This is a genomic window from Salegentibacter sp. BDJ18, assembly GCF_017579965.1.
GTDB lineage: Bacteria > Bacteroidota > Bacteroidia > Flavobacteriales > Flavobacteriaceae > Salegentibacter.
Genome location: NZ_JAFLQX010000001.1, coordinates 130,066 through 153,323, shown reverse-complemented (window position 1 = coordinate 153,323; position 23,258 = coordinate 130,066). Strand labels below are relative to the sequence as shown.

Annotated in this window: 19 protein-coding genes and 1 pseudogene; 15 read left to right on the top strand and 5 right to left on the bottom strand. The window is 36.9% G+C overall.

Going from position 1 to position 23,258, the window contains the following annotated elements:
* Positions 1 to 323: 323 nt before the first annotated feature.
* The 12 genes from J0871_RS00615 (at position 324) to J0871_RS00560 (ending at position 11,161) form a co-directional block, all read left to right on the top strand.
* The gene (locus J0871_RS00615; RefSeq protein ID WP_208222756.1) at positions 324 to 1,148 is read left to right on the top strand and encodes a prephenate dehydratase; all 825 of its coding nucleotides are present in this window, start codon (positions 324 to 326) and stop codon (positions 1,146 to 1,148) included.
* A complete protein-coding gene (locus J0871_RS00610; RefSeq protein WP_208222755.1) occupies positions 1,148 to 2,296 on the top strand; it encodes an aminotransferase class I/II-fold pyridoxal phosphate-dependent enzyme in 1,149 nt (382 codons plus the stop codon). Before J0871_RS00615 ends, J0871_RS00610 begins: the two co-directional genes overlap by 1 nt.
* Positions 2,293 to 3,141, top strand: a complete 849-nt coding sequence (locus J0871_RS00605) for a prephenate dehydrogenase (protein ID WP_208222754.1) — start codon at positions 2,293 to 2,295, stop codon at positions 3,139 to 3,141. Before J0871_RS00610 ends, J0871_RS00605 begins: the two co-directional genes overlap by 4 nt.
* A 23-nt stretch (positions 3,142 to 3,164) precedes the next feature.
* Positions 3,165 to 4,247: a bifunctional 3-deoxy-7-phosphoheptulonate synthase/chorismate mutase type II gene (locus J0871_RS00600; protein WP_057480513.1), complete on the top strand. Its 1,083-nt coding sequence runs from the start codon at positions 3,165 to 3,167 to the stop codon at positions 4,245 to 4,247.
* Between the two features lie 239 nt (positions 4,248 to 4,486).
* Positions 4,487 to 5,437, top strand: a complete 951-nt coding sequence (rsgA, locus tag J0871_RS00595; RefSeq protein ID WP_208222753.1) for a ribosome small subunit-dependent GTPase A — start codon at positions 4,487 to 4,489, stop codon at positions 5,435 to 5,437.
* Positions 5,434 to 5,886, top strand: a complete 453-nt coding sequence (gene dtd, locus J0871_RS00590) for a D-aminoacyl-tRNA deacylase (RefSeq protein WP_075324788.1) — start codon at positions 5,434 to 5,436, stop codon at positions 5,884 to 5,886. Before rsgA ends, dtd begins: the two co-directional genes overlap by 4 nt.
* 2 nt (positions 5,887 to 5,888) lie before the next feature.
* The gene (locus tag J0871_RS00585; protein ID WP_208222752.1) at positions 5,889 to 6,215 is read left to right on the top strand and encodes a nucleotide pyrophosphohydrolase; all 327 of its coding nucleotides are present in this window, start codon (positions 5,889 to 5,891) and stop codon (positions 6,213 to 6,215) included.
* Entirely contained in the window at positions 6,215 to 6,478 is a 264-nt protein-coding gene (locus J0871_RS00580; RefSeq protein WP_208222751.1) for a hypothetical protein, read from the top strand. The genes J0871_RS00585 and J0871_RS00580 overlap by 1 nt, the downstream gene beginning before the upstream one ends.
* A gap of 12 nt (positions 6,479 to 6,490) precedes the next feature.
* On the top strand, positions 6,491 to 7,720 hold the full coding sequence (gene aroA / locus J0871_RS00575) for a 3-phosphoshikimate 1-carboxyvinyltransferase (protein WP_208222750.1): 1,230 nt from the start codon (positions 6,491 to 6,493) through the stop codon (positions 7,718 to 7,720).
* Positions 7,721 to 7,801: 81 nt separating this feature from the next.
* The gene (gene queA, locus J0871_RS00570) at positions 7,802 to 8,857 is read left to right on the top strand and encodes a tRNA preQ1(34) S-adenosylmethionine ribosyltransferase-isomerase QueA (protein ID WP_177195650.1); all 1,056 of its coding nucleotides are present in this window, start codon (positions 7,802 to 7,804) and stop codon (positions 8,855 to 8,857) included.
* Between the two features lie 201 nt (positions 8,858 to 9,058).
* Positions 9,059 to 10,102 carry a 23S rRNA (adenine(2503)-C(2))-methyltransferase RlmN gene (gene rlmN / locus J0871_RS00565; RefSeq protein ID WP_208222749.1) on the top strand — a complete coding sequence of 348 codons (1,044 nt, stop codon included), beginning with the start codon at positions 9,059 to 9,061 and terminating at the stop codon, positions 10,100 to 10,102.
* 81 nt (positions 10,103 to 10,183) lie between these two features.
* Positions 10,184 to 11,161, top strand: a complete 978-nt coding sequence (locus J0871_RS00560) for a polyprenyl synthetase family protein (protein ID WP_208222748.1) — start codon at positions 10,184 to 10,186, stop codon at positions 11,159 to 11,161.
* 64 nt (positions 11,162 to 11,225) lie between these two features.
* On the opposite strand, the gene J0871_RS00555 is transcribed toward J0871_RS00560, so the two are convergent.
* The 5 genes and pseudogenes from J0871_RS00555 to J0871_RS00535 form a co-directional block, all read right to left on the bottom strand.
* A complete protein-coding gene (locus J0871_RS00555) occupies positions 11,226 to 11,456 on the bottom strand; it encodes a hypothetical protein (protein ID WP_208222747.1) in 231 nt (76 codons plus the stop codon).
* An 80-nt stretch (positions 11,457 to 11,536) separates the two neighbouring features.
* Positions 11,537 to 11,737 carry a hypothetical protein gene (locus tag J0871_RS00550; protein WP_346014316.1) on the bottom strand — a complete coding sequence of 67 codons (201 nt, stop codon included), beginning with the start codon at positions 11,735 to 11,737 and terminating at the stop codon, positions 11,537 to 11,539.
* A gap of 81 nt (positions 11,738 to 11,818) precedes the next feature.
* Positions 11,819 to 12,601, bottom strand: coding sequence for a TIGR03915 family putative DNA repair protein (locus J0871_RS00545; RefSeq protein WP_208222745.1), 783 nt, complete (start codon positions 12,599 to 12,601; stop codon positions 11,819 to 11,821).
* Positions 12,602 to 13,860 (bottom strand): annotated as a pseudogene (locus J0871_RS00540) (putative DNA modification/repair radical SAM protein). It lies immediately after the preceding gene.
* Between the two features lie 55 nt (positions 13,861 to 13,915).
* Positions 13,916 to 15,598, bottom strand: a complete 1,683-nt coding sequence (locus tag J0871_RS00535; RefSeq protein WP_208222744.1) for a sulfatase — start codon at positions 15,596 to 15,598, stop codon at positions 13,916 to 13,918.
* 93 nt (positions 15,599 to 15,691) lie between these two features.
* Here J0871_RS00535 and J0871_RS00530 point away from each other — a divergent pair, with 93 nt between their 5' ends.
* The 3 genes from J0871_RS00530 to J0871_RS00520 all read left to right on the top strand — a co-directional run bounded on the left by J0871_RS00530 (position 15,692) and on the right by J0871_RS00520 (position 23,254).
* Positions 15,692 to 18,442 (top strand): LuxR C-terminal-related transcriptional regulator, encoded by a 2,751-nt coding sequence (locus J0871_RS00530; RefSeq protein ID WP_208222743.1) that lies wholly within the window; start codon positions 15,692 to 15,694, stop codon positions 18,440 to 18,442.
* A 224-nt stretch (positions 18,443 to 18,666) separates the two neighbouring features.
* Positions 18,667 to 21,669, top strand: coding sequence for a TonB-dependent receptor (locus J0871_RS00525; protein ID WP_208222742.1), 3,003 nt, complete (start codon positions 18,667 to 18,669; stop codon positions 21,667 to 21,669).
* Positions 21,670 to 21,679: 10 nt separating this feature from the next.
* A complete protein-coding gene (locus tag J0871_RS00520; protein WP_208222741.1) occupies positions 21,680 to 23,254 on the top strand; it encodes a RagB/SusD family nutrient uptake outer membrane protein in 1,575 nt (524 codons plus the stop codon).
* Positions 23,255 to 23,258 lie beyond the last annotated feature (4 nt).

Below are 23,258 nucleotides of genomic sequence, written 5' to 3'. Positions count from 1 at the left end.
GAATTACTAAGTGATTATTTTAAAAGCTATTATAAATCTTTCGATGAATCTTTATAAAAAAAATCAAGTCTGTAAAAAGCTTATGAAAGCTTAAAAAAATCTAAAAAATGGTTTTTGTTTAGGTAATAATATTCTAATTTAGCCCCATAACAACGAAACAATGAATCACTTAATTAGCTGGAACGCATTTTACTTTTTTTATTTCTATTTCAGAGATAGGAACGGGAATGCTATGTAATTAAGTAAGAAATTATATAAAAAAGTCCCGATAAACATCGGGACTTTTTTTTTTACTCGATAATCGAGATTTATTATAAAAATTAATGGATAAAATTATTGCAATTCAGGGAGTGCAGGGTTCATTTCATCATTTGGTGGCCCAGGAATATTACCACCAAGAGGTAGAGGTTTTAGAGTGCATGTCTTTTGCTGAACTCACTAAAAGCCTTTTAAACGGTGATGCTACCGAAGGTGTGATGGCTATAGAAAACTCTATCGCCGGTTCAATATTGCCAAATTATGCACTTATAGATGAGAATAATCTAAAAGTGGTTGGCGAGCATTATATCCCGATAGATATGAATTTTATGGCTATGCCGGGACAAAAAATAGAGAATATTAAAAAGGTCTATTCGCACCCTATGGCGCTGTTGCAGTGCAAGGAATTCTTTAAAAAACACCCACATATAAAATTAATTGAAGACAGTGATACCGCCGAAGTAGCCCGAAGAATTTCAGAAAAAGGAAGTACAAAAGTTGCGGCGGTGGCAAGTAAAGCAGCGGCACAATTATTCGGACTGGAAATTCTTGCAGAAAGTATTCATACCAAGAAAAGTAATGCGACTCGTTTTTTAATTATCAGTACTAAGAAAAAAGAGCCAAACGGCGATAAAATAGATAAAGCTTCTTTAAAATTTGAATTGGAAAGTAAGCGTGGGAGTCTGGTTTCAGTATTAAATATTTTACGGGATTTCAACCTGGATATGACCAAAATACAGAGTATGCCCATTATAGAGTTTCCATGGAAATATTCATTTTTTATCGATGTGACTTTTGAAGATTATTCCGAATTCCAGAAAGCGATGGATATTCTAGAAGTAATGACCGAGCGATTAACAATTTTAGGAACCTACAAAAACAGTTTGTAATGATAGAGCAGGCAAAAAGGTTGAGCAACGTAAAAGAGTACTATTTTTCTACAAAATTGAAGGAAGTACGTGCAATGGCAGCTGCCGGGAAAGATATTATAAATCTTGGTATTGGTAGCCCAGATTTGGCGCCACCGCAGCAGGTTATCTCAGCTTTAAACGAAGCTTTGGTAAATACCGGTGCTCACCAATATCAGCCGTATAAAGGCACGCCAGATTTTAGAAATGCCATTGCTGAATTTTACCAAAATCATTACCAGGTTTCCCTGGATGCTGAAACTGAGATTCTTCCGCTAATGGGGAGCAAAGAGGGAATTACCCATATTTCTATGGCTTTTTTAAATGAAGGCGATGAGGTGTTAATTCCAAATCCCGGGTATCCAACTTATTCTTCGGTTACTGAACTTGTAGGCGCTAAAGCGGTTTATTATGATTTAAATGTCGAAGGAAATTGGTTGCCGAATTTGGAAGAATTAGCCCAAAAAGATTTGAGCAAAGTAAAACTTATGTGGGTTAATTATCCGCATATGCCAACCGGAGCTTCTGCGAATGAAAAGCTTTTTGCTGATTTGGTAAAGTTTGGAAAGGAAAACAACATCTTAATTGTAAACGATAATCCTTACAGTTTTATCCTGAACAACAACCCAAAAAGTATTTTAAAAACAGAAGGAGCCAAAGAGGTAGTTTTAGAACTGAATTCTTTAAGCAAAAGCTTTAATATGGCCGGCTGGCGAATAGGAATGCTCTGCGGAAGCGAAAAAAACCTAAATACGGTTTTAAAAGTAAAAACCAATATGGATAGCGGGATGTTTTATCCGCTTCAAGCTGGAGCTGCAGCGGCATTGCGCTTAAACGGAGAATGGTTTTCTGCCCAAAATGAGGTTTATCAAAGCAGAAAAGAAAAAGTATTGAAATTAGCTGAAGCTTTGCAGTGTAAACCTGAAAAAGACCAAACCGGAATGTTCGTTTGGGCCAAGGTTCCGAAGGGAACAAACGCAGAAGCTTTTGTAGATTTTCTACTGAATAAATATCACATTTTTACCGCGCCGGGTTTTATTTTTGGAAGTAATGGCGAAGGTTATATAAGATTTTCACTTTGCGCTACGGAAGAGAATATTCAACGAGCTATAAAAAGAGTTACATCATGAAAGTTCAAATAATAGGAATAGGACTTATAGGCGGATCTTTTGCACTTGATATTAAATCGGCTTTTCCCGAAGCTGAAATCTACGGAAGCGATGCTGATGAAAAGAATTTAAAAAAAGCGAAGGAACTCGGTATTATAGATCACTTGGCTCATATTGAAGATGTTCAGCACGCTGATGTTGTTTTGGTGGCAGTTCCCGTAGATGTTGCAAATAAAGTGGTGACAGAAGTTTTAGACCTGGTGAATGAGAATACGCTGGTTTTTGATGCCGGGTCTACAAAATCGGGGCTTTGTAAAGAGATCGCTAATCATCAAAACCGTAGAAATTTTTTAGCGACTCACCCTATTGCAGGAACCGAGTTTTCCGGGCCTGAAGCGGCAATTTCTAACCTGTATAGGAATAAAACAAATATAATTTGTGAAGTTGAAAAAACAGCTTTTAAACTTCAGGAAAGAGCGCTAAACATCTTTCAGAAACTGGGAATGCGAATTCGATATATGGATCCGGTTTCGCACGACAGGCATATTGCCTACGTCTCGCATCTATCACATATAAGTTCATTTATGCTTGGAAAAACGGTTTTGGAAAAAGAACGTAACGAGCGCGATATTTTTGATTTGGCGGGCAGTGGATTTGCTTCTACGGTAAGACTTGCCAAAAGTTCGCCGGCAATGTGGTCGCCAATATTCAGGGAAAATAAGGAGAATGTGCTGGAAACTTTAACTGAATATATTAATAACCTTACGCATTTTAAAGACTTGCTGGAAAATGATGATTTCCAGGAAGTTTATAATGAAATGCAACGCACCAATCATATTAAATCAATTTTAAACGGAATAAATTAAAAATCAGGATTAAATTTTAAATTATGGAAAACAACAAAGAACAAAGAAAGTGGCTTGACGATTTCGGATTAGATCATCCGTTAGTAATCGCAGGACCTTGCAGCGCTGAAACCGAAGAACAGGTTTTAAAGATCGCTCACCAGTTAAAAGATACCGATGCCACGGTTTTACGTGCCGGAATTTGGAAACCCAGAACCAGACCGGGAAATTTTGAAGGAGTTGGAGCGCTAGGTTTAAAATGGTTAAAAAAGGCCAAAGAAGAAACCGGAATGCTAACCACTACTGAAGTTGCGAATGCACACCACGTAGACCTTGCTTTAGAAAACGATGTGGATATTCTTTGGATTGGCGCCAGAACAACGGTTTCGCCGTTTATTGTTCAGGATATCGCAGATGCTCTTAAGGGCACTGATAAAACTGTATTGGTGAAAAACCCGGTAAATCCAGATCTTTCTCTTTGGTTGGGTGCTGTAGAAAGATTTCATACTGCCGATATCAAAAATTTAGGAGTAATTCACCGTGGATTTTCAGCTTACGAAAAAACCAAGTACAGAAATAACCCTGAATGGCAGATCGCTATTGAGCTTCAGAATAAATTTCCAGATCTTCCACTAATTTTAGATCCGTCACACATTGCAGGACGTAGAGACATTATTTTTGATCTTTGCCAGACTGCATTAGACCTTAATTACGACGGACTTATGGTTGAGACCCACCACACTCCCGATGATGCCTGGAGTGACGCAGCACAGCAAATCACCCCCGCAACACTAGTTCAGATTATGAAAGATTTGAAGATTAGAAAAGAGGTTTCAGAAAGTGAAGAATTTCAGAATAAATTAAGCACTTTAAGAGCTAAAATTGATGTAGCTGATAATCAACTGATCGAGCTGCTTTCAAAAAGAATGAAAATTTCTGATGAAATTGGCCAGGTGAAAAAGGCACAGAACGTTTCGGTTTTACAAACCAAAAGATGGAACGAAATTCTTGGAAATATGGTTTTGGAAGGAGAGCAACATGGGTTAAGCGAGGAATTTATTCTGCGTTTATTTAAAGCGGTTCACCAGGAATCTATTAACCACCAGGAGAAAATTATGAAAGCTTAAGAATCTTGTTTTCCATGATTTTTGGTTTAAAGGCAAGTAGTGAATGTTGCATTTGCTATTTTAGCAAAGTGGTTGTTTGATTTTTTTTAACCGTCATCTTGAACTTGTTTCAGGATCTAGGTTGTTAACATATTAGAAGCTGAAACAAGTTCAGCTTGACGGGAACAATCCCGAAGCGTCGGGACAGGATGACGTCTATAAGAAAACTTTCAAACAGCCACTTAAAAACCATAAAATGAATGAAAGGAACCGTTTATAAATCTACAGGAAGCTGGTACCAGGTGAAAAGTGAAGCGGGAACGTTTTATGATTGCCGAATTAAAGGAAAATTCAGGATTAAAGGTATTAAAAGTACCAATCCTGTTGCTGTGGGTGACCGTGTAGAATTTGATATTGAAGATAAGGAAGGCGCAGAGCAGGGAGTGATCAAAAAGATTGAAAAGCGGGAGAATTATATTATTCGAAAATCGGTTAATCTTTCTAAGCAAACCCATATCATTGCCTCCAATATAGACCAGGTTTTTTTACTGGTTACACTTAATAATCCGCCTACACTTACTACTTTTATAGATCGTTTTTTAGTTACTGCTGAAGCTTACCACGTAAAGGCGGTTTTGCTTTTCAATAAAGTTGATAGCTATAATGAAGACGAACTGGTGGAGGTGAAATACCTTGCAGCGATGTATAGAAATGCGGGTTATGAATGTATAGGAATTTCAGCAACTACCGGAAAAAATGTAGATAAAGTTAAGGAGATGATGCTTGGTAAAACCAGTATGTTTGCCGGCCATAGCGGAACGGGAAAATCTACCTTAATCAATGCCATAGAACCCGGTTTAAATTTAAAAACTTCCCGGATTTCTGAACAGCATAAACAGGGGCAGCATACTACTACTTTTGCTGAAATGTTTGATCTTACTTTTGATGCAAGAATTATTGATACCCCGGGAATTAAAGGTTTTGGAGTGATAGAAATTGAGCGTGAAGAATTGGGTGATTATTTTCCAGAATTTTTTAGAATAAAGCAAGATTGTAAATTTCATAATTGTTTACACCTGGAGGAACCAAAATGCGCTGTAAAAGATGCCCTGGAAGAAGGTGAAATTGCCTGGAGCCGTTATAAAAGTTATTTACAGATTTTGGAAGGAGAAGAAGACAATTACAGAACAGATATTTATCCAAAGAAATGAGAGTAGTTTTACAGCGGGTTTCTAAAGCCTCCGTGCAAATAAACCACGAAATTAATGCGGTAATGCGTACCGGATTATTGATCTTATTAGGAATAGAAAATGAAGACTCGCAGGAAGATATTGACTGGCTTTGCAATAAAATAGTGAAAATGCGCATTTTTAGCGATGATAATAACGCGATGAATCTGTCTTTGTTAGATGTTGACGGCGATGCCATTGTGGTGAGTCAGTTTACATTACACGCTTCCACCAAAAAAGGGAATAGACCCAGTTTTATAAAAGCTGCCAAACCTGATGTTGCGGTTCCACTCTATGAAAAATTTATTGAGAAATTTGAAGAAACTTTAGGAAAACCAGTGGGAACCGGAGAATTTGGTGCAGATATGAAGGTGGAACTAATTAATGATGGGCCGGTAACAATAATTGTAGATTCTAAACAAAGGGAATAAAAATGAACATAGAAAACGCGCAAAAAGCGGTAGACGATTGGATAAACGAACACGGAGTTCGGTATTTTAACGAGCTTACCAATATGGCGCAACTTACCGAAGAAGTAGGTGAAGTTGCCCGAATTATTGCACGCCGTTATGGTGAGCAAAGTGAAAAGGAATCAGATAAAAATAAGGATCTTGGTGAGGAGCTGGCAGATGTGATGTTTGTGGTACTATGTCTGGCCAATCAAACCGGGGTTGATCTCCAGGAAGCTTTTGATAAAAAACTGGATTTAAAAACCAAAAGAGATCACGACAGGCATCATAACAACGAAAAGTTAAAATAATGAAATTCAAAGAGATGATTTCGCAAAAAGCTTTCTGGAAATCGGTTTTATTCCTCGGCCTGGGCTTTCTAATTGTGTATGATGTAGTAAGTATGCTGTTTGAATACGGCGGATTTCATTTTGAAGCCTATTTCACTGAACGTACAGAAGATGGGAAGTTATTTCGCTTTATTGTGGGGCAATTTCTTGCAGCTTTTGTTTATGGATTCATCATTTCGTTTGGACAATTCAGGGCAAGAAAAAAGAAGGATGCTGAAAATTAATATACGCAATTAATGAACTTAGAAATTTCAAATACAAAGAAGCACCTTAGCGGCACTATAAAAGTTACCGGTTCTAAAAGTGAATCTAACCGTTTACTAATTTTACAGGCTTTATATCCAAATTTAAAGATTAGTAATCTTTCTAATAGTGACGATACCCAATATTTGCAAAAAGCTTTAAAAACTGAAGATGAATTAGTAGATATTCATCACGCGGGTACCGCAATGAGATTTCTAACCGCTTATTTTTCAAGCCTGGAAGGTAGGGAAGTAGTTTTAACCGGAAGTAAAAGAATGACCGAGCGCCCTGTAAAACTCCTTGTAGATGCACTAAAACAAATGGGAGCCGATATTTCTTATGAAAAAAACGATGGTTACCCTCCAATTAGGATTAAAGGAAAAAAACTTACCGCAAATCGTGTTTCTTTACAGGCTAATATTAGTAGTCAGTATATTTCGGCTTTAATGCTTATTGCACCTTCACTTCCCAACGGACTCGAAATAAATTTGGAAGGCGAAATTACTTCTACCCCTTATATTAAAATGACTTTAGAAATCTTGCAACGCGCAGGAATTAAAGGAAGTTTTGAAGGAAATACGATTAAAATTGAACCTACGCAAGAACTAGAAAGGCAAACTTTAGCCGTAGAATCAGATTGGAGTTCGGCTTCTTACTATTATAGTTTGGCCGCTATAAGTGAATATGCCGATCTTAAATTAAGTACTTATAGAAAAACCAGTTTACAGGGAGATTCCTGCCTGGCTAAAATTTATAAGCAATTTGGTGTAACCACCAGGTTTGAAAATGATCATATTATTTTAGAAAAACGTCCTGGTACTAAACCAAAACATGTTGAAGAAAACCTTCAAAATTCGCCAGATATTGCCCAAACAATTGCAGTAACCTGTTTGGCCTTAAATGTACCCTGCCACCTTACCGGTTTACATACGCTAAAAATTAAAGAAACCGATAGGTTAGTCGCTCTAAAAACCGAAATTGAAAAATTTGGCAGTCAGGTAAAAGTGACCAACAACAGTTTAGAACTTCTTCCGAAGCAAAATTTCTCTCAAAATGTTTCAGTAGCCACCTATAATGATCATCGTATGGCGATGGCTTTTGCGCCTTTAGGACTTAAAATTCCTTTTGAAATTGAAGATGCTGAAGTAGTTTCAAAATCCTACCCGGGGTTTTGGGAAGATTTTGAAAAACTCGGTTTTAAGATTGAAAAAACTTCAGTTTAAAAGCTTTTTTCAAATAAATCCTTAAATACTTGACAACCCCTATCTTGAGATTGTATATTTGCCGCTTCTAAAAATGCAATTATGGGAATGAAACTTTCACACTTCAATTTTGAACTTCCAGATGAACTATTGGCAGAGTACCCTTCAGAGAATAGGGACGAAGCTCGCCTAATGGTTCTAAACAGGAAGGAGCAAACAATTGAACATAAACAATTTAAAGATATTCTTGATTATTTTGAGCCTGAAGATGTTATGGTATTGAACAATACCAAAGTATTTCCGGCGAGATTATATGGTAATAAAGAAAAAACCGGTGCTAGAATTGAGGTTTTTCTTTTAAGAGAATTAAATCCTGAAACCAAACTTTGGGATGTTCTTGTAGATCCTGCAAGAAAAATTAGAATAGGGAATAAGCTTTATTTTGGTGACGATGAAAGTTTAGTTGCTGAGGTTATAGACAATACTACTTCCCGTGGGAGAACACTTCGTTTTCTTTACGATGGTTCTTACGAAGATTTCAGAAAAAAATTAAAGGAACTGGGAGAAACTCCACTTCCAAAATATATTAAGCGTAATGTTGAACCTGAAGATCAGGAGCGTTACCAAACTATCTACGCAAAAGAAGAAGGGGCTGTAGCAGCACCAACTGCCGGGCTTCATTTTTCTAAACACCTTTTAAAGCGTTTAGAAATTAAAGGAGTAGATTTTGCTGAAGTTACATTACACGTAGGCCTGGGAACTTTTAGCCCGGTTGAGGTAGAAGATCTTAGCAAACATAAAATGGATAGTGAAGAAGCTTTTATTGAAAAGAAAGCTACACAAACCATTAACAAAGCAAAACTGGAAAACAGGCGGGTTTGTGCCGTTGGTACTACGGTAATGCGTGTTCTGGAAAGCTCGGTTTCTTCAAACCATACTTTGAATGAGTTTGGTGGATGGACCAATAAATTCATCTTTCCTCCTTACGATTTTAGTATAGCGAACTGTATGATTACTAATTTCCATACTCCAAAATCTACGCTGCTTATGATGATCTCGGCCTTTGCCGGTCACGATTTTATGAAGCGTGCTTACGAAGAGGCGGTAAAAGAGAAGTACCGTTTCTATACTTATGGAGACGCGATGTTGATTATCTAGTTTTTAATTTGATATAATCTTAGGCCACGAATTCATTAATATTACTGAATTCGTGGCTCTTTTATTTTTTAGAAAAAAGGATATTATTCCTGTACGGTTTTTAAGTAGTTTTTCAACTTCAAATTTTTCTTATCATCACAATTTAAAACACTTAGCTTCAGCTTAACTTAAAAATCCTTTAATTCTTAGTACTTTTGCAGCGTGAAAAACAAGAAGAAAGACATACGGGCACTTACCAAAGCACAACTGCAGGAATTTTTTGTAGCCAATGGCGATAAATCTTTCCGCGGAAGCCAGGTATATGAATGGCTTTGGAATAAAGGTGCGCACAGTTTTGAGGCGATGACCAATATCTCTAAGGCTACCCGCGAAATGCTGGACGAGAATTTTGTGATTAATCATATTCGTGTAGATCAAATGCAGCGCAGCAGTGACGGTACCATTAAAAATGCCGTAAAATTACACGATCAACTTACGGTAGAATCGGTTTTAATTCCTACGGCTAGCAGAACCACGGCCTGCGTTTCTTCGCAAGTAGGCTGCAGCTTAGATTGCCAGTTTTGTGCTACCGCAAAGTTAAAAAGAATGCGAAACCTGAATCCTGATGAAATTTACGATCAGGTGGTTGCTATAGATAATGAAAGTCGTTTGTATTTTGACAGGCCTCTAAGCAATATTGTTTTTATGGGAATGGGTGAGCCCCTTATGAACTACAATAATGTAATGAAGGCTGTAGAAAAGATCACTTCCCCCGAAGGTTTGGGAATGTCCCCAAAGCGAATTACAATTTCTACCTCTGGAGTTCCAAAAATGATTAAAAAACTGGCCGACGATGAAGCGAAGATAAAGCTCGCTGTTTCCCTTCACTCTGCTATAGATGAAGTGCGAACACAAATAATGCCTTTTAATGAAACCTTTCCTTTAAACGATCTTCGGGAAGCTTTAGAATATTGGTATTCTAAAACTAAAAGCCGAATTACTTACGAATACATTGTTTGGAAAGATATTAACGACACTCGAAAAGATGCCGAAGCCTTGCTGCGCTTCTGTCAATATGTGCCGTGCAAGGTGAATTTGATTGAATATAACCCTATAGACGATGGCAATTTTCAGCAGGCTTCTTCCCGGGCTACAGATATGTACCAGCAAATTCTAGAAAGCAATGGAATTACGGTAACTGTAAGGCGCTCTCGCGGAAAAGATATCGACGCGGCCTGTGGCCAATTAGCTAATAAATCGGCTTAAATTACGCTTTAAAATTACTTAATCTTTCAAAGAAAAACCACTGATGAATATTCTCTATAAATAATTATCTTTGGTGGCTTAATGAAAGTAATTTCCCAAATAAAACTTCCGGTTGAGAAAGAGATGGAGCTTTTTGAAAAAAAGTTCCTGGAATCTATGTCCTCCAAAGTTGCACTGCTCAATAGGATAACACATTATATTGTTAATCGCAAAGGAAAGCAGATGCGGCCTATGTTTGTTTTCCTGGTTGCCAAAATGGTTTCAGATGGGAGCGTGAACGAGCGTACTTATCGCGGGGCTTCGGTAATAGAGCTTATTCATACCGCTACTTTGGTTCATGACGATGTGGTAGACGATTCTAACCGCCGCCGCGGATTCTTTAGTATAAATGCGCTATGGAAGAATAAAATTGCCGTTTTAGTGGGCGATTATTTACTTTCTAAAGGTTTATTGCTTTCTATAGATAATAATGATTTTGACCTGCTGAAAATTATTTCGGTTGCGGTTCGGGAAATGAGTGAAGGTGAATTGCTTCAAATAGAAAAAGCCAGACGTTTAGATATTACTGAAGCTGTTTATTACGACATTATTCGGCAAAAAACCGCTACACTTATTGCCGCTTGTTGTAGTTTGGGAGCGGCTTCGGTGAAACCAGATTCTGATGCGATTGCTAAAATGAGACGATTTGGCGAGTTAATTGGGATGGCATTTCAGATTAAAGATGACCTTTTTGATTATGGTGATGAACAAATTGGTAAACCCACTGGAATTGATATTAAAGAACAAAAAATGACTTTGCCTTTAATTTACGCCCTAAATAATTCGACTAAAAAAGAGAAGGATTGGGTGATTAATTCGGTTAAAAATCACAATAAAGATAAGAAACGGGTAAAAGAAGTAATCCAGTTTGTAAAAGACAAAAATGGTCTTAATTACGCAGTAAAGCGTATGGAAGAATTTCAACGGGAAGCTTTATTAATCCTGGAAGATTACCCGTCATCACCTTATCGAGAATCGCTGGAACTTATGGTAAATTACGTAATAGAGCGAAAAAAATAAGGCTGTTCGTTAGGTTTAATGTAGTCACGAAACAGCCTTAAATAGTTCTTGGAGAAATTATAGATTAGTTATCGTCTTCATGAATTTCTTTATCTATTTCTCTTTCTACTTTTTCTGCGCCTTCCTCAACTTTTTTGGCACCCTCTTTTACTTTATCCCCGGCTTTATTCACATTGTCTTCAATGTCTTTGCCAATTGCTTCTACAGCATCTTCTGTTTTTTCCTGGGTAGTTTCACGGCAGGAATATAAACTAAGGGTAAAGATGCTAATTAATAATAAAACTAACTTTTTCATTGAAATTTGATTTTGGTTTAAACTAAAAAAAGCCACTTTCTATTACAAAAGTGGCTTTAGAATTTCTTAGAAAGAAACGATTACATATTATCGTCTTCGTTCATTTCTTCTTCCATTTCTTGCTCAGCTTCGTTAGCTTCAGCTTCTATTTCGTTACCAGCTTCTTCCATCTCGTTTCCTGCTTCATCAGCAGCGTTTTCGATGTCTTCACCAGCAGACTCCATAGCGTCTTCTGTGTTTTCTTCAGTAGTTTCTCTACAAGAGTAGATAGAAAGTGACATTGTTGCAACAGCAAAAAGTAAAAATAATTTTTTCATTTTAGAATATGTTAATTAGTTGAAGGAACAAATTTAAACTATTTTTTAATTGTGCAAGGGATTCTTTTCAATCAAATATTTCCAATATCTTTTAGGTACGTGTTGATGGTGAAGCCTTGTGTTGATGCGGGATTTAATGGTAGTGGCTTCAAAATAATTCTTCCATAATTTCTGAAAATTCTGCTCCATGGAATCAAATAAGTATTCGTTTTCTTCTAAGAAACCGGGATTTTTAGCGAATTCAATATTAATAATAGCTGTTGTATGTAGATTATAGTAGAGACCGTATTTCCGTTTTAAATCGTAAATTATCCATTCCTGATCGGTATAACGGGAGGTAAAATGATGCTTTATAACCGGAAGTACATTAAAATCGGGTTCAATCGTTGCAAAATAAATATTGTCTTTTGTGAGTTGAAATCTTACAAAAGCTTCCATACGATGTTTTTCCCGGCTTACCTTTTTAGCGGTTTGCGCAATTTTAAGCACGTGCGAATTCGCGAAATCTCCTTCTATACTCTCTTTACGCTGAAATGTATGCTGAAAATATTTTAAAATTTCTAATTCAATTCCAGGTTCTTCACTTAAATAGGCGAAATATATGTTTTTTGCGCCTCGAGCTGTTGCAATCTTTTTAAAAGATTTCCAAACCCTTTCAGCCTTTGGTTTTTCAGTAATTACTTCAAGGTGGTTGCTAAATAATTCTTCACTGGCTATCCCGGGAGGATGTATTGCCACTACCTGCAATTTTTCCTCATAATTAAGGAATATGCAGGTAAGTAATCCATTAAAAGTACCATCGTAACTTAATGACGTTGTAGATTTCATTTAAAACAAACTTAACTGGCTGCTATATTCTTTCCTGAATTTCCCAACCGAATTTCGAAGAATAAGCGATTTGATTTTTGCTGAACCCAGATCTTTTGTTTCCCAACCGCGGGAATCACAAATTATAAAATATTTCGCCCGGTTAAGGGCAACGCCAATTGCCTTTAAATGATCATAGTTCAATTTTCGGTATTTTCTTGCGTTTAAAATCTTGCTTACCGATTTTAAACCAACTCCTGGAATTCTCAACAAAGTTTCTTTTTCAGCACGATTAATATCTACCGGGAAATGCTGCGGATTTCTTAAAGCCCAGCTTAATTTTGGATCTACTTCTACATCTAAATTTGGAAACTGCGGGTTTAATAATTCGTTTACTTCAAACCCGTAAAAGCGCATTAGCCAATCGGTTTGATAGAGCCGATTTTCCCTAAGCATTGGTACTTGCGAGCCAAGCGAAGGTAACCGCGGATCGTTTCTAATTGGCACATACCCGGAATAATATACCCGCTTCATATTATAATTCTTATAATAATGATTTGCCGAAAGCATAATCTCCCGATCACTTTCTCCCGTGGCGCCAACAATCATTTGCGTGCTTTGGCCGGCCGGGGCATATTTTGGTGTGCTTTTAATTAATTTTTTCTCAGAATTATATTGAATAATTTCATTCTTCACCTTTTCCATAGGTTTTATAAAATCGGAGTGATCTTTTTCGGGAGCAAGTTTTTTTAATCCCGAAACTGTTGGGATTTCAATATTCACACTTAACCTATCAGCGTAAAGTCCGGCTTCGTGCATAAGCTCATCGCTGGCTCCAGGAATTGATTTTAAATGAATATAGCCGTTAAAATTTTCTTCCAGTCGAAGTTTTTTTGCCACCTGGATAAGCCTTTCCATCGTGAAATCGGCATCTTTAAAAATCCCTGAACTAAGAAATAATCCTTCAATATAATTACGCCTGTAAAAATTGATGGTGAGATCTACCACTTCCTGAACTTTAAAAGCTGCTCGTTTAATATCGTTACTGCGGCGGGTTACACAATATGCGCAATCAAAAATGCAATGATTGGTAAGCAGAATTTTAAGCAAAGATACGCAACGACCATCCTCCGTATAAGAATGGCAAATTCCCATTCCGTCAGAATTTCCAAGGCCTTTATTTTTATTGGAGCGCTTACTGCCACTACTGGAACAGGAAACATCGTATTTTGCGGCATCAGCCAGAATTTCCAGTTTTCCTTAATTCGGTCAAACATCATATTATTCGAAGTTTGAGTCAAAAATAGGAAAAAATCCTATAATTTGGAATAAATACTAATTTTTAAAATCTGGGTAGTTTTCAGGATCTTCCCCCGCCAGTTTCGCGAAATTACGATAAGCCCTTTCTACCTGTTGTTCTGGAGTTGTTTTAAATTCTTCCTCGGTAACGTTATATTTTTGCTGAAGGGAATCCAGCCTTTGGTGCATTTCTTCTCTAACTTCGGCATAATCTGGATGATTATATAGGTTGGTCATTTCTGTTGGATCTTCTTTGAGGTCGTATAATTCCCATTCATCTATATCATCATAAAAATGTATTAATTTAAAACGATTGGTTCTTATACCGTAGTGTCTTTTCACCATATGAAAGGCCGGGAAATCGTAATAATGATAATAAATTGCATTCCTAAAATCTTTATCTGAAACTGAATTATTCATTAAAGTGCGTAAAGATTTTCCCTGCATATCCTGGGGGATTTCTGCATTCGCAAAATCGAGAAAAGTTGGCGCAAAATCCAGGTTTTGCGTTAGCGCATTTATTTCGCTTCCTGCTTCAATATCGCCTGGAAGTTGCATTAACATAGGCATAGCCAAAGATTCTTCGTACATAAACCGCTTGTCAAAAAATCCTTTTTCACCTAAATAAAAACCCTGGTCTGTGGTATAAACAATTAGGGTATTTTCATCTAGACCCGATTCTTCAAGATAATCTAAGATTTCCCCAACCCCTTCATCTACGGATGCAACAGTGGCAAGATAATCTCTTAAATAACGCTGGCCTTTCCATTCTGCTAATTCTTTCCCGGTCAAATTAGCATCGTGAAAAGCATCATTTTTAGGTCGGTAAGCTGCATTCCAGGTATCGCGTTGTTCTTTGGTCATTCTGCCAAAATCTGTTTTCCAGGGATTATGCCTTAAAGAATCGCTACCTTTCTCTACACTCATTTTTAGATCGTGACCTTCGTACATATCTTCATAAATGGTTTGCAGCTGTTGTTGTGCGGCTACCTGGCCTTCGTGATCTGAAAAATAACTATCGGGTAAAGGGAATTCAATAGAATCATATTTATTTAAATGCCTTAAAGCGGGCATCCAGTTCCTGTGGGGAGCCTTATGTTGCACCATAAGCATAAAGGGTTTGTCTTCTGCACGGTTATTTTTTAACCAGTCCAGGCCCATTTCGGTAATAATATCGGTGGCATAACCTTCAATCCTGGTCGTATCTTTTCCTTTAATGAAATCTGGATTATAATAATTTCCCTGATCTACAAGTATATTCCAGTGATCAAAACCTTCAGGTAAACCGTGAAGATGCCATTTTCCTACCAGGGCGGTTTGATAGCCCACTTCTTTTAAGAATTTTGGAAGGGTAGGTTGGGAACCATCAAAAACTTCCCCATTCATTCTAAATCCGTTTTCGTGGCTATGTTTTCCTGTTAGGATTACAGCGCGGCTGGGCCCGCAAATGGAATTAGTGCAAAAGTTATTATTAAATTTTACACCATTCTGGGCAATTCTATCAATATTAGGTGTAGGAGCTAATTTACTAACGGGATGACCGTATGCACTAATGGCCTGTGCCGCATGGTCATCGGTCATTATAAAAACTATATTGGGTCGTTTTGTTTCAGAATTTTTATCTTCTTCTTTTTCTGAATTATTGTTTTTACAGGAAATCAAAGAAATACTTAGTAGAAAAAAGCTGAAAAATAGGAGAGAAATTTTGTTAGAAAACATAAAGGAAGATTTTGGTGAGTAAGAACTAATGTACAAAAAGTATGTAATTTTGTTTTAAATTAGACCTATACAAAAACTGCTCAATTGGAATTTATGAAGTTTTTTAAACTGAAAATATTATTTCTTTTCTTATTTGGTTTTCAGTGCTATAGCTTGTTTTCACAACAGCTTACGCCTCCCATACATAATTATTCTTCTACAGCTTATGAAGCAGCCAGCCAGAATTGGGATATTGATGTAGATGAAGAAGGTGTGATTTACGCCGCAAATAATCAGGGTCTCCTAAGTTTTGATGGTCAAACCTGGGAATTATCTTCTTTGCCCAATGGTAGTATTATTCGTTCAGTTTTCGTTTATGAGGATAAAATCTTTACGGGGTCTTATAAGGAATTTGGATATTGGAAGAAGGATGATACGGGCAAATTGTTCTATACTTCACTTATTCCAAAGCTTGGAAAATACGCAATGCAAAGTGAAGAATTTTGGGAAATCCTGGAGTTTAACGGTGATATTTATTTTAGATCCTTTGGAGCGATTTATAAATATGATAATAAGACTATAAAACCTATTCAGAATATTGTAAGTAATAAGATGTTGGTTTATAGAGATAAGCTCTTGTTTGCGGTGAGAAAGAATGGGATACATTTTTTAGATGAGAATAACGAATTACAAAAACTTCCAAATCAGGAAATTTTAAATGATGAAGTAATCGTAGATATGGCAATCCAGGGAGAAAATCTCATTATTGGAACCCGGGAGAAGCTATTTAAGTACAACACCACGGGCTGCAAATTGTTGAAGGATACTAAATTGATGAATGAGTTGGAAAGTTCTGAACTTAACCACATCATGACCTTAGATAACCAAAGAATACTTTTAGGTACTGTTAAGAACGGAATAATAAACTATGATGAAGCGACGCAATCTTACACTATTTTTAACCGAAATAGTGGACTTCAGAATAATACCGTGCTGGGCTTTGTTGAGAAACATGGTAATATTTGGTTAGGCCTGGATAACGGAATAGATCGGATAGAAATTGACTCTCCAGTAGAGTTTTACACCGATGATACCGGCGAATTGGGAGCAGTTTATGATCTCGTTTTTTATAATAATAAAATGTTCCTGGCCAGTAATACCGGCGTTTATACTTTTAATAATAATCAGCTTGAGATTATTAAAGGTGCAGAGGGCCATACCTGGAACCTCGAAATCCTTAACGATACTTTATATGTGAACCATAATACGGGCACTTACTACTTAATTCGGGATAGACTGATGCCTGTAGAAACTTCTACAGGAAGTTTTAAAATTAGTGCGGTACCCTACAGCAGAAATGATTATTTAATTAGCAGTTATACCGGAATTCGAAATTTTAGCAGAAAAGATGACAGCATCTATAATCTTGACAGTTTAAATTTTCCGGTTAAAAATGTTGTTTTTGAAAATGAAACCAGCCTTTGGGCAGCACACCCTTACGAAGGTCTTTACAGGGTAGGATTAAAAAATAACTTCAAGGAAACTCAGTTTATAGATAAAATCAAAATCCCCGACGGCGGGAACAGTATTAATACGAATGTTTTTGTAATTAATAATCAAATAGCTGTTTTTAATGGCGACCAATGGTTTAAATACAATTCGTTTAAAGATTCATTATTTGTTTTTGAAGAATTACAGGCTTTTAGAAAACATAAAATGTTACTGAAAGATGCAGGTTCATATTGGTTTAGCCATACCGAAAACAATTCGCTTAAATTAACCAATTTTGATGATGAAAATATTGTAATTGCTCCCGGAAACCTCAATAACAGGCTGGTAAAGAATTATGAGGAAATATTAAAAAATGGAGATTCGCTCTACTATATTGCCTTAAATGATGGTTTCGCAAAATTAGACCTGGCCAGATATGTAAAAAATTTAGATGATGTTCATATTAGCACGCCTACAGTTAAGGGTTTTCTTAATATTAATGGCCGCCATTCTCTGGAAAATAATCCTGAGATTCCTTATAAAAGTTCAAGGGACCTAAATATATATACTTCTTTTCCGGTCTCTGAAGCTATGGGATTACGGTATCGTTTAAGGGGAGAAGATACACTAAGCGGAGAAGTTAAAAATGGAGTGATAAATCTGCAAAACCTTAATCATGGCGATTATGAGTTGCAACTTCTGGCCGTAGGGCCGCAAGCTAAAATAGCAAAAAAGAACAGTTTTAATTTTAGTATTCAGCCCCCGTGGTATCTCTCTAACTTAATGAAACTGGTTTATATGCTTATTATTTTGTCTTTGGTGGTTTTGGTGTATTGGTATAACCAGCGGAAACTTAGAAAACACCAACGAGTGTTAGAAGAGAAATTTGAAAAAGAACACCAGGAAAGGCTCAATAATCTTGAAAAAGAAAGATTAAAGAATCAAATAAACTTAAAAAGAAAAGAGTTGGCTAATACTACTATGGTGGCGGCAAAGAAAAATGAAATGTTGATGGAAATTCAAAATGAATTGAATAAGGATAAAAGTAGTTTTCCCAATCAATTTAAAATGAAGCATATATTAAATAAGATAAACCGTGCTATTAAAAATAAGGATGAATGGCAGGTATTTGAAACTAATTTTAATGAATTGCACCAGGATTTCTTTAAAGATATTCTGGATAGTTATCCTCATCTTACCAGCAAAGATTTAAAGCTTTGCTCTTATCTTAAAATGAATCTTACCTCAAAAGAAATTGCTCCATTAATGGGTATTTCTGTACGCGGTGTAGAAGTACATCGTTATCGCCTTCGGAAGAAAATGGACCTGGATAAAAAGGAGAATTTGACAAATTTTCTTATAAAAAATTTCTAAGTTCTTAAATTAAACCTCCAAAATTAACATAAAAAGAATACATCATTACTACATCATCGATTTAAAACAATGTTAAAAATTTACTTCAAAATGTAATTAAATAACTGTTAATCAATCAATTAAAACCTTAATTTTTTTGATGTAGCGGTAGTGTACTATATCGTTTGCGTAAAAACTAAGCTTGGTTGTATCTTTCTGTTAAAATTCAGTAAAAATTCAACCGTATGAAATTAAAATTATTTGCCATTTGTATGGTCTTATTATCCAGTTTTGGATTTGCCCAGGAAACCAAATCCATTACCGGGATAATAACAGACCAAAATGAAATGCCTTTACCGGGAGCCGAAGTAAAGGTTATTGACAAAGAGATTTTTGATGTAACCGACTTTGATGGGAATTTTAGTCTCGACAATGTTGAAGTTGGTGATGCCGTGAGAGTAACATTCCTTGGTTTTATGCCGCAAGAATTTACGGTGGGACAAAATAATCAATACACTATAGCATTGGAAGAAGATACCGATCAACTTGAAGAAGTTGTGGTAATTGGTTATGGTACCCAGGAGAAAAGGGATTTAACGGGTTCTATTAGTACGGTATCTGCTGAGGAGATTGAAAAAACACCTACTTCTAACGTTATGCAATCTTTACAGGGAAAAGTTTCCGGGGTGCAAATTGTTAACTCCGGTTCCCCCGGTGATTCTCCTACAGTAAGAATTAGAGGACTGGGCACCTTTGGGGAGGGCACCAATGTACTATATGTAGTAGATGATGTTTTATATGATAATATTGATTTCCTAAACACAAAAGACATTAAGTCAATAAACGTTTTAAAAGATGCCTCATCTTCTGCTATATATGGAGTTAGAGCGGCAAACGGGGTTGTAATCATCGAAACAAAATCTGGTAGAAAAAACCAGAAACCTCAATTTGAGTATGATGGCTATACCGGTTTTCAACGTGCACAGAATGTTGTGAAACTTGCCAATACAGAACAATTTGCTACTATGGCAAGAGAATCTGGGTCTGCGCCAGATGCTCAATTTATTGAAAATGCAATTCAGCGTTATGGCCGTAGCCGAATTAATCCTAACGTTCCTGCAGTGAATACCGATTGGTATAAGGAAATTCTTAGAGAAGGTTTAATTCAAAACCACAGTATTTCTGCTTCAGGTGGAGGGGAAAGTGTGGTTTATGCGGTTGGAGCCAACTATACCGGGCAGGAAGGTATTCTTGATATGAAAAATGATTACGAACGTTTTAATATTCGTGCTAAAGTAGATATAGATTTAACCGATCGGTTAAAAATGGGAGTAAATTCTATTTTTAGTAACGCAACCAAACATGCTCCAGAGAACGGAGCCTGGTTTAGAGCTTATTTTGCAGTGCCTACAATGCCGGTAATTGACGAAACGAATACAGAAGCCGGACCTACTCGCTACTCTAATGCTCAACTTCTTGGGTATAGAAGTACGCAAAACCCATTTCAGGATCTTGCTTATAACGAGAATAGGCAAAAAATAAGAAAACAACTTACTTCTGCCTTTTTACAGTATGAATTAATAGAAGATAAATTAGATATTAAAACTACTTATAGTCACGATTATTCCAGTTTAGAAATACGTGAAGTGAACCTTCCTTATACACTTGGAAATAATTATGAAAGACGTTCTAGTATTAAAAGAGAAAATAATAATTTCTCTAATCAATATTGGGATAATGTATTGACTTATGAAGATACTTTTGGGGATCACGATTTAACTTTAATGGCCGGTACATCATTTAGAGATGAAGCCAGGAACGAATTTGAAGCTACCGGTTTTGATATATCGGGAATTGGTCTTGAAACAAGCTGGTACCTGGATTTTGCTGATCCTGATTCTTTTGCTAATAATGTAGGAGAAGTAGGTAGAAGATTTTACGGGCTTTCATACTTTGGTAGGGTAGCTTATACCTTTAAAGATAAATACATTTTTTACGGTACCTTTAGAGCAGATGGATCTTCCAAATTTACCTTAGATCCCTGGGGCTATTTCCCTTCCGTTGGTTTAGGTTGGGTAGTGTCTGAAGAAGAATTTCTTGTAGATAACGATCTTATAGATTTCTTTAAATTAAGAGCCAGTTGGGGTAAATTGGGTAATGATAATGTAGCAGCCAGTGCAGGCTCTAACACTATTGAAGTGGTAACCGCTCCAATAGGCAATCAGCCCAGAACTGGTTTAACTTCTACCAGTGTGTTTTCCAATAATACCTGGGAGGTTATTGAAGAATATAACTTCGGGTTAAATCTTGAAGCATTTGATAGAAGGTTGTCTCTTGATGCCGACTATTATATACGTGATACCCACGATGCAATTCTTCCTGTTTTTATTCCAATTGTGAATAGAAGTATAGATAGAAATTCGGGCGTAATAAGAAACGAAGGGCTTGAACTTGTAGCAAACTGGAGTCAACAGGTTTCTGAAGATTTTAGCTTTAGAATAGGTGCAAATTTCACTACGCTAAAGAACGAAACTCTTGAAATTGAAGATGAAAGAGGTTATATCGATTCCGGTTCAGCTGAATTTAGACAGCGAACTACTATTGGTGGCCCATTACTTGGTTTTTATGGATATGAAAGAATTGGGGTGTATCAAAATCAACAGGAAATAGATGCCGATCCAGTTGCTGTGGAAAACAACCTTGTTCCCGGAGATTTAATTTATAGAGATCAAAATGGCGATGGCGTAATAGATGATTCCGATAGGGTAATCCTGGGATCTTTTTTACCTAAATATACCTTTGGTGGTAATATTGGCGTAAGCTATAAAGCCTTTGATTTTTCAATGGACTTTTACGGGCAGGCCGGGAATAAGATATTAAATAGAAAACGTGGTGAAATTATTTTCACCCAGGATACAAATATTGATGCCGATCTTGCTGTTAACAGATGGCACGGGGAAGGAACAAGTAATACCTATCCTTCTTCAGCAGGACTACGTAAGGCCTGGAACCAACGTTTAAGTGATTTCTGGGTAGAAGATGGAGATTTCTTCCGAATTCAAAATATTCAGGTAGCTTATAATATTGAAGCAGAAGGTTTACCGGACACCAGGATATATTTTACTGCAGAAAAACCATTTTCATTCTTTAGTTACAATGGTTTTAATCCTGAAGTATCAGACGGGGTAGATAGACAAACATACCCGGTTCCAGCCATTTACACTATGGGTGTTAATTTAAAATTCTAAAAAAATGATTATGAAAAGATATAGTTTCACAAAAATTTTCCTCCTGTGTCTCATTTTAGCCTTTGGAGTTAGTTCCTGTACCGATAAGCTCGAGGAGCGGCAGGGACAATTAGATACCGGTGATCTTGATGTTACCGATGCCAGCAATATGGTACAGCCGCTAATTGGTGCTTATTACGAATTTGCAACCCGTGGTTGGGAAGAACCGCTTTTGTTAGGGGTTAGAGGTGACGATGTTAATGCAGGTGGCCTGGGAGACCAGCAACCCTTTGCAGATACCGATAGGTTTGAGTACAATAAAGATTATTGGATGTACAATTCGCTATGGAATGTTCATTACAACGATATTGTTAATATGAACAGTGCTATTCTCCAAATTGAAAGCTTTAAAGAGTTTGCTGATGCCGGGGATATAGATAGGGCAGACCAATATATTGCTGAAATAAAAGTATTGAGAGCCTATCTTCATTTTAACCTGGCCAGAACCTGGGAAGAGGTATTTATTATTACTTCCAATCAGCCCGAAGAAGAACTGGAACAGGGAGTTTCTTCAAAAGCAGAGGTAATGCAATTTATTTCAGATGAAATGGATATGGCTATAGAAAATCTGCCCGATGCACGTCCAAACGAACGTACCGATATCCAGGGTGGAGTTACGCGCTATACAGCTTATGCTCTTAAAGCACTTGCACATCAGGAATTAGAGAATTACCAGGAAGTTGCCGATGCTGCGGGAGCTATTATTAGCTCAGGGAAATTTTCTCTTTATTCAGATTTCTACCAACTCTTTAAAAAACCTGGAGAACTAAGCAATGAGAGCTTACTTGAAATACAATATTCAGATTATGGAACTGAAGCAGGAGGTGAATTATATCATCTTTTTGCACCTTTTGGTCCGCAAAACTGGACACCCGCTCGTGAAAACGCGCAGAGTGGATGGGGATTCTATGAACCAAGCGATAAATGGATAGAATTCATGATAAACCGGGGTGAAGAAACCAGGTTAGAAACAAGTGTTTTGTTTACCGATAGAGGTATTGCAGAGCTGGAAGAAAATGGGGTTGAAGTACCAGGATTTGTTACTAATACTACTCCTTCTGGAGATATTATTAACGATTATGCTCGTGCAAAATTCGCCAGTGGGAAGCATTATCTTCCTTCCATTCAGCTTACCGATGGAAGAAATCAATATAGCGCCGGAAAAAATATGATCGTAATTCGTTATGCCGAAGTGCTACTGATGTATGCTGAGGCTATAACTTTAGGCGCAAGCGGTTCCAGCATTTCTGCTGATGAAGCAGTGAATATAGTGAGAAACCGTGCCGGTATGCCTTCTTTAAGCGGGGTTACTCACGAACAGGTTTTAGATGAAAAATTCGCTGAATTAGCAATGGAATGGGGGATAAGATATTATGATATGATTCGTCACGATAAGTATGGGGAATTAAGTTATGATGGTAGAAATTTTTCTGCAGATAAGGAATACTTACCATATCCGCAGGAGCAATTAGATGCCTTACCTATTGAGGCCACAGCAGTAGACAGAAATACTGTGATGAACGATATTTTGTCTGACTTAAACTAAAAAA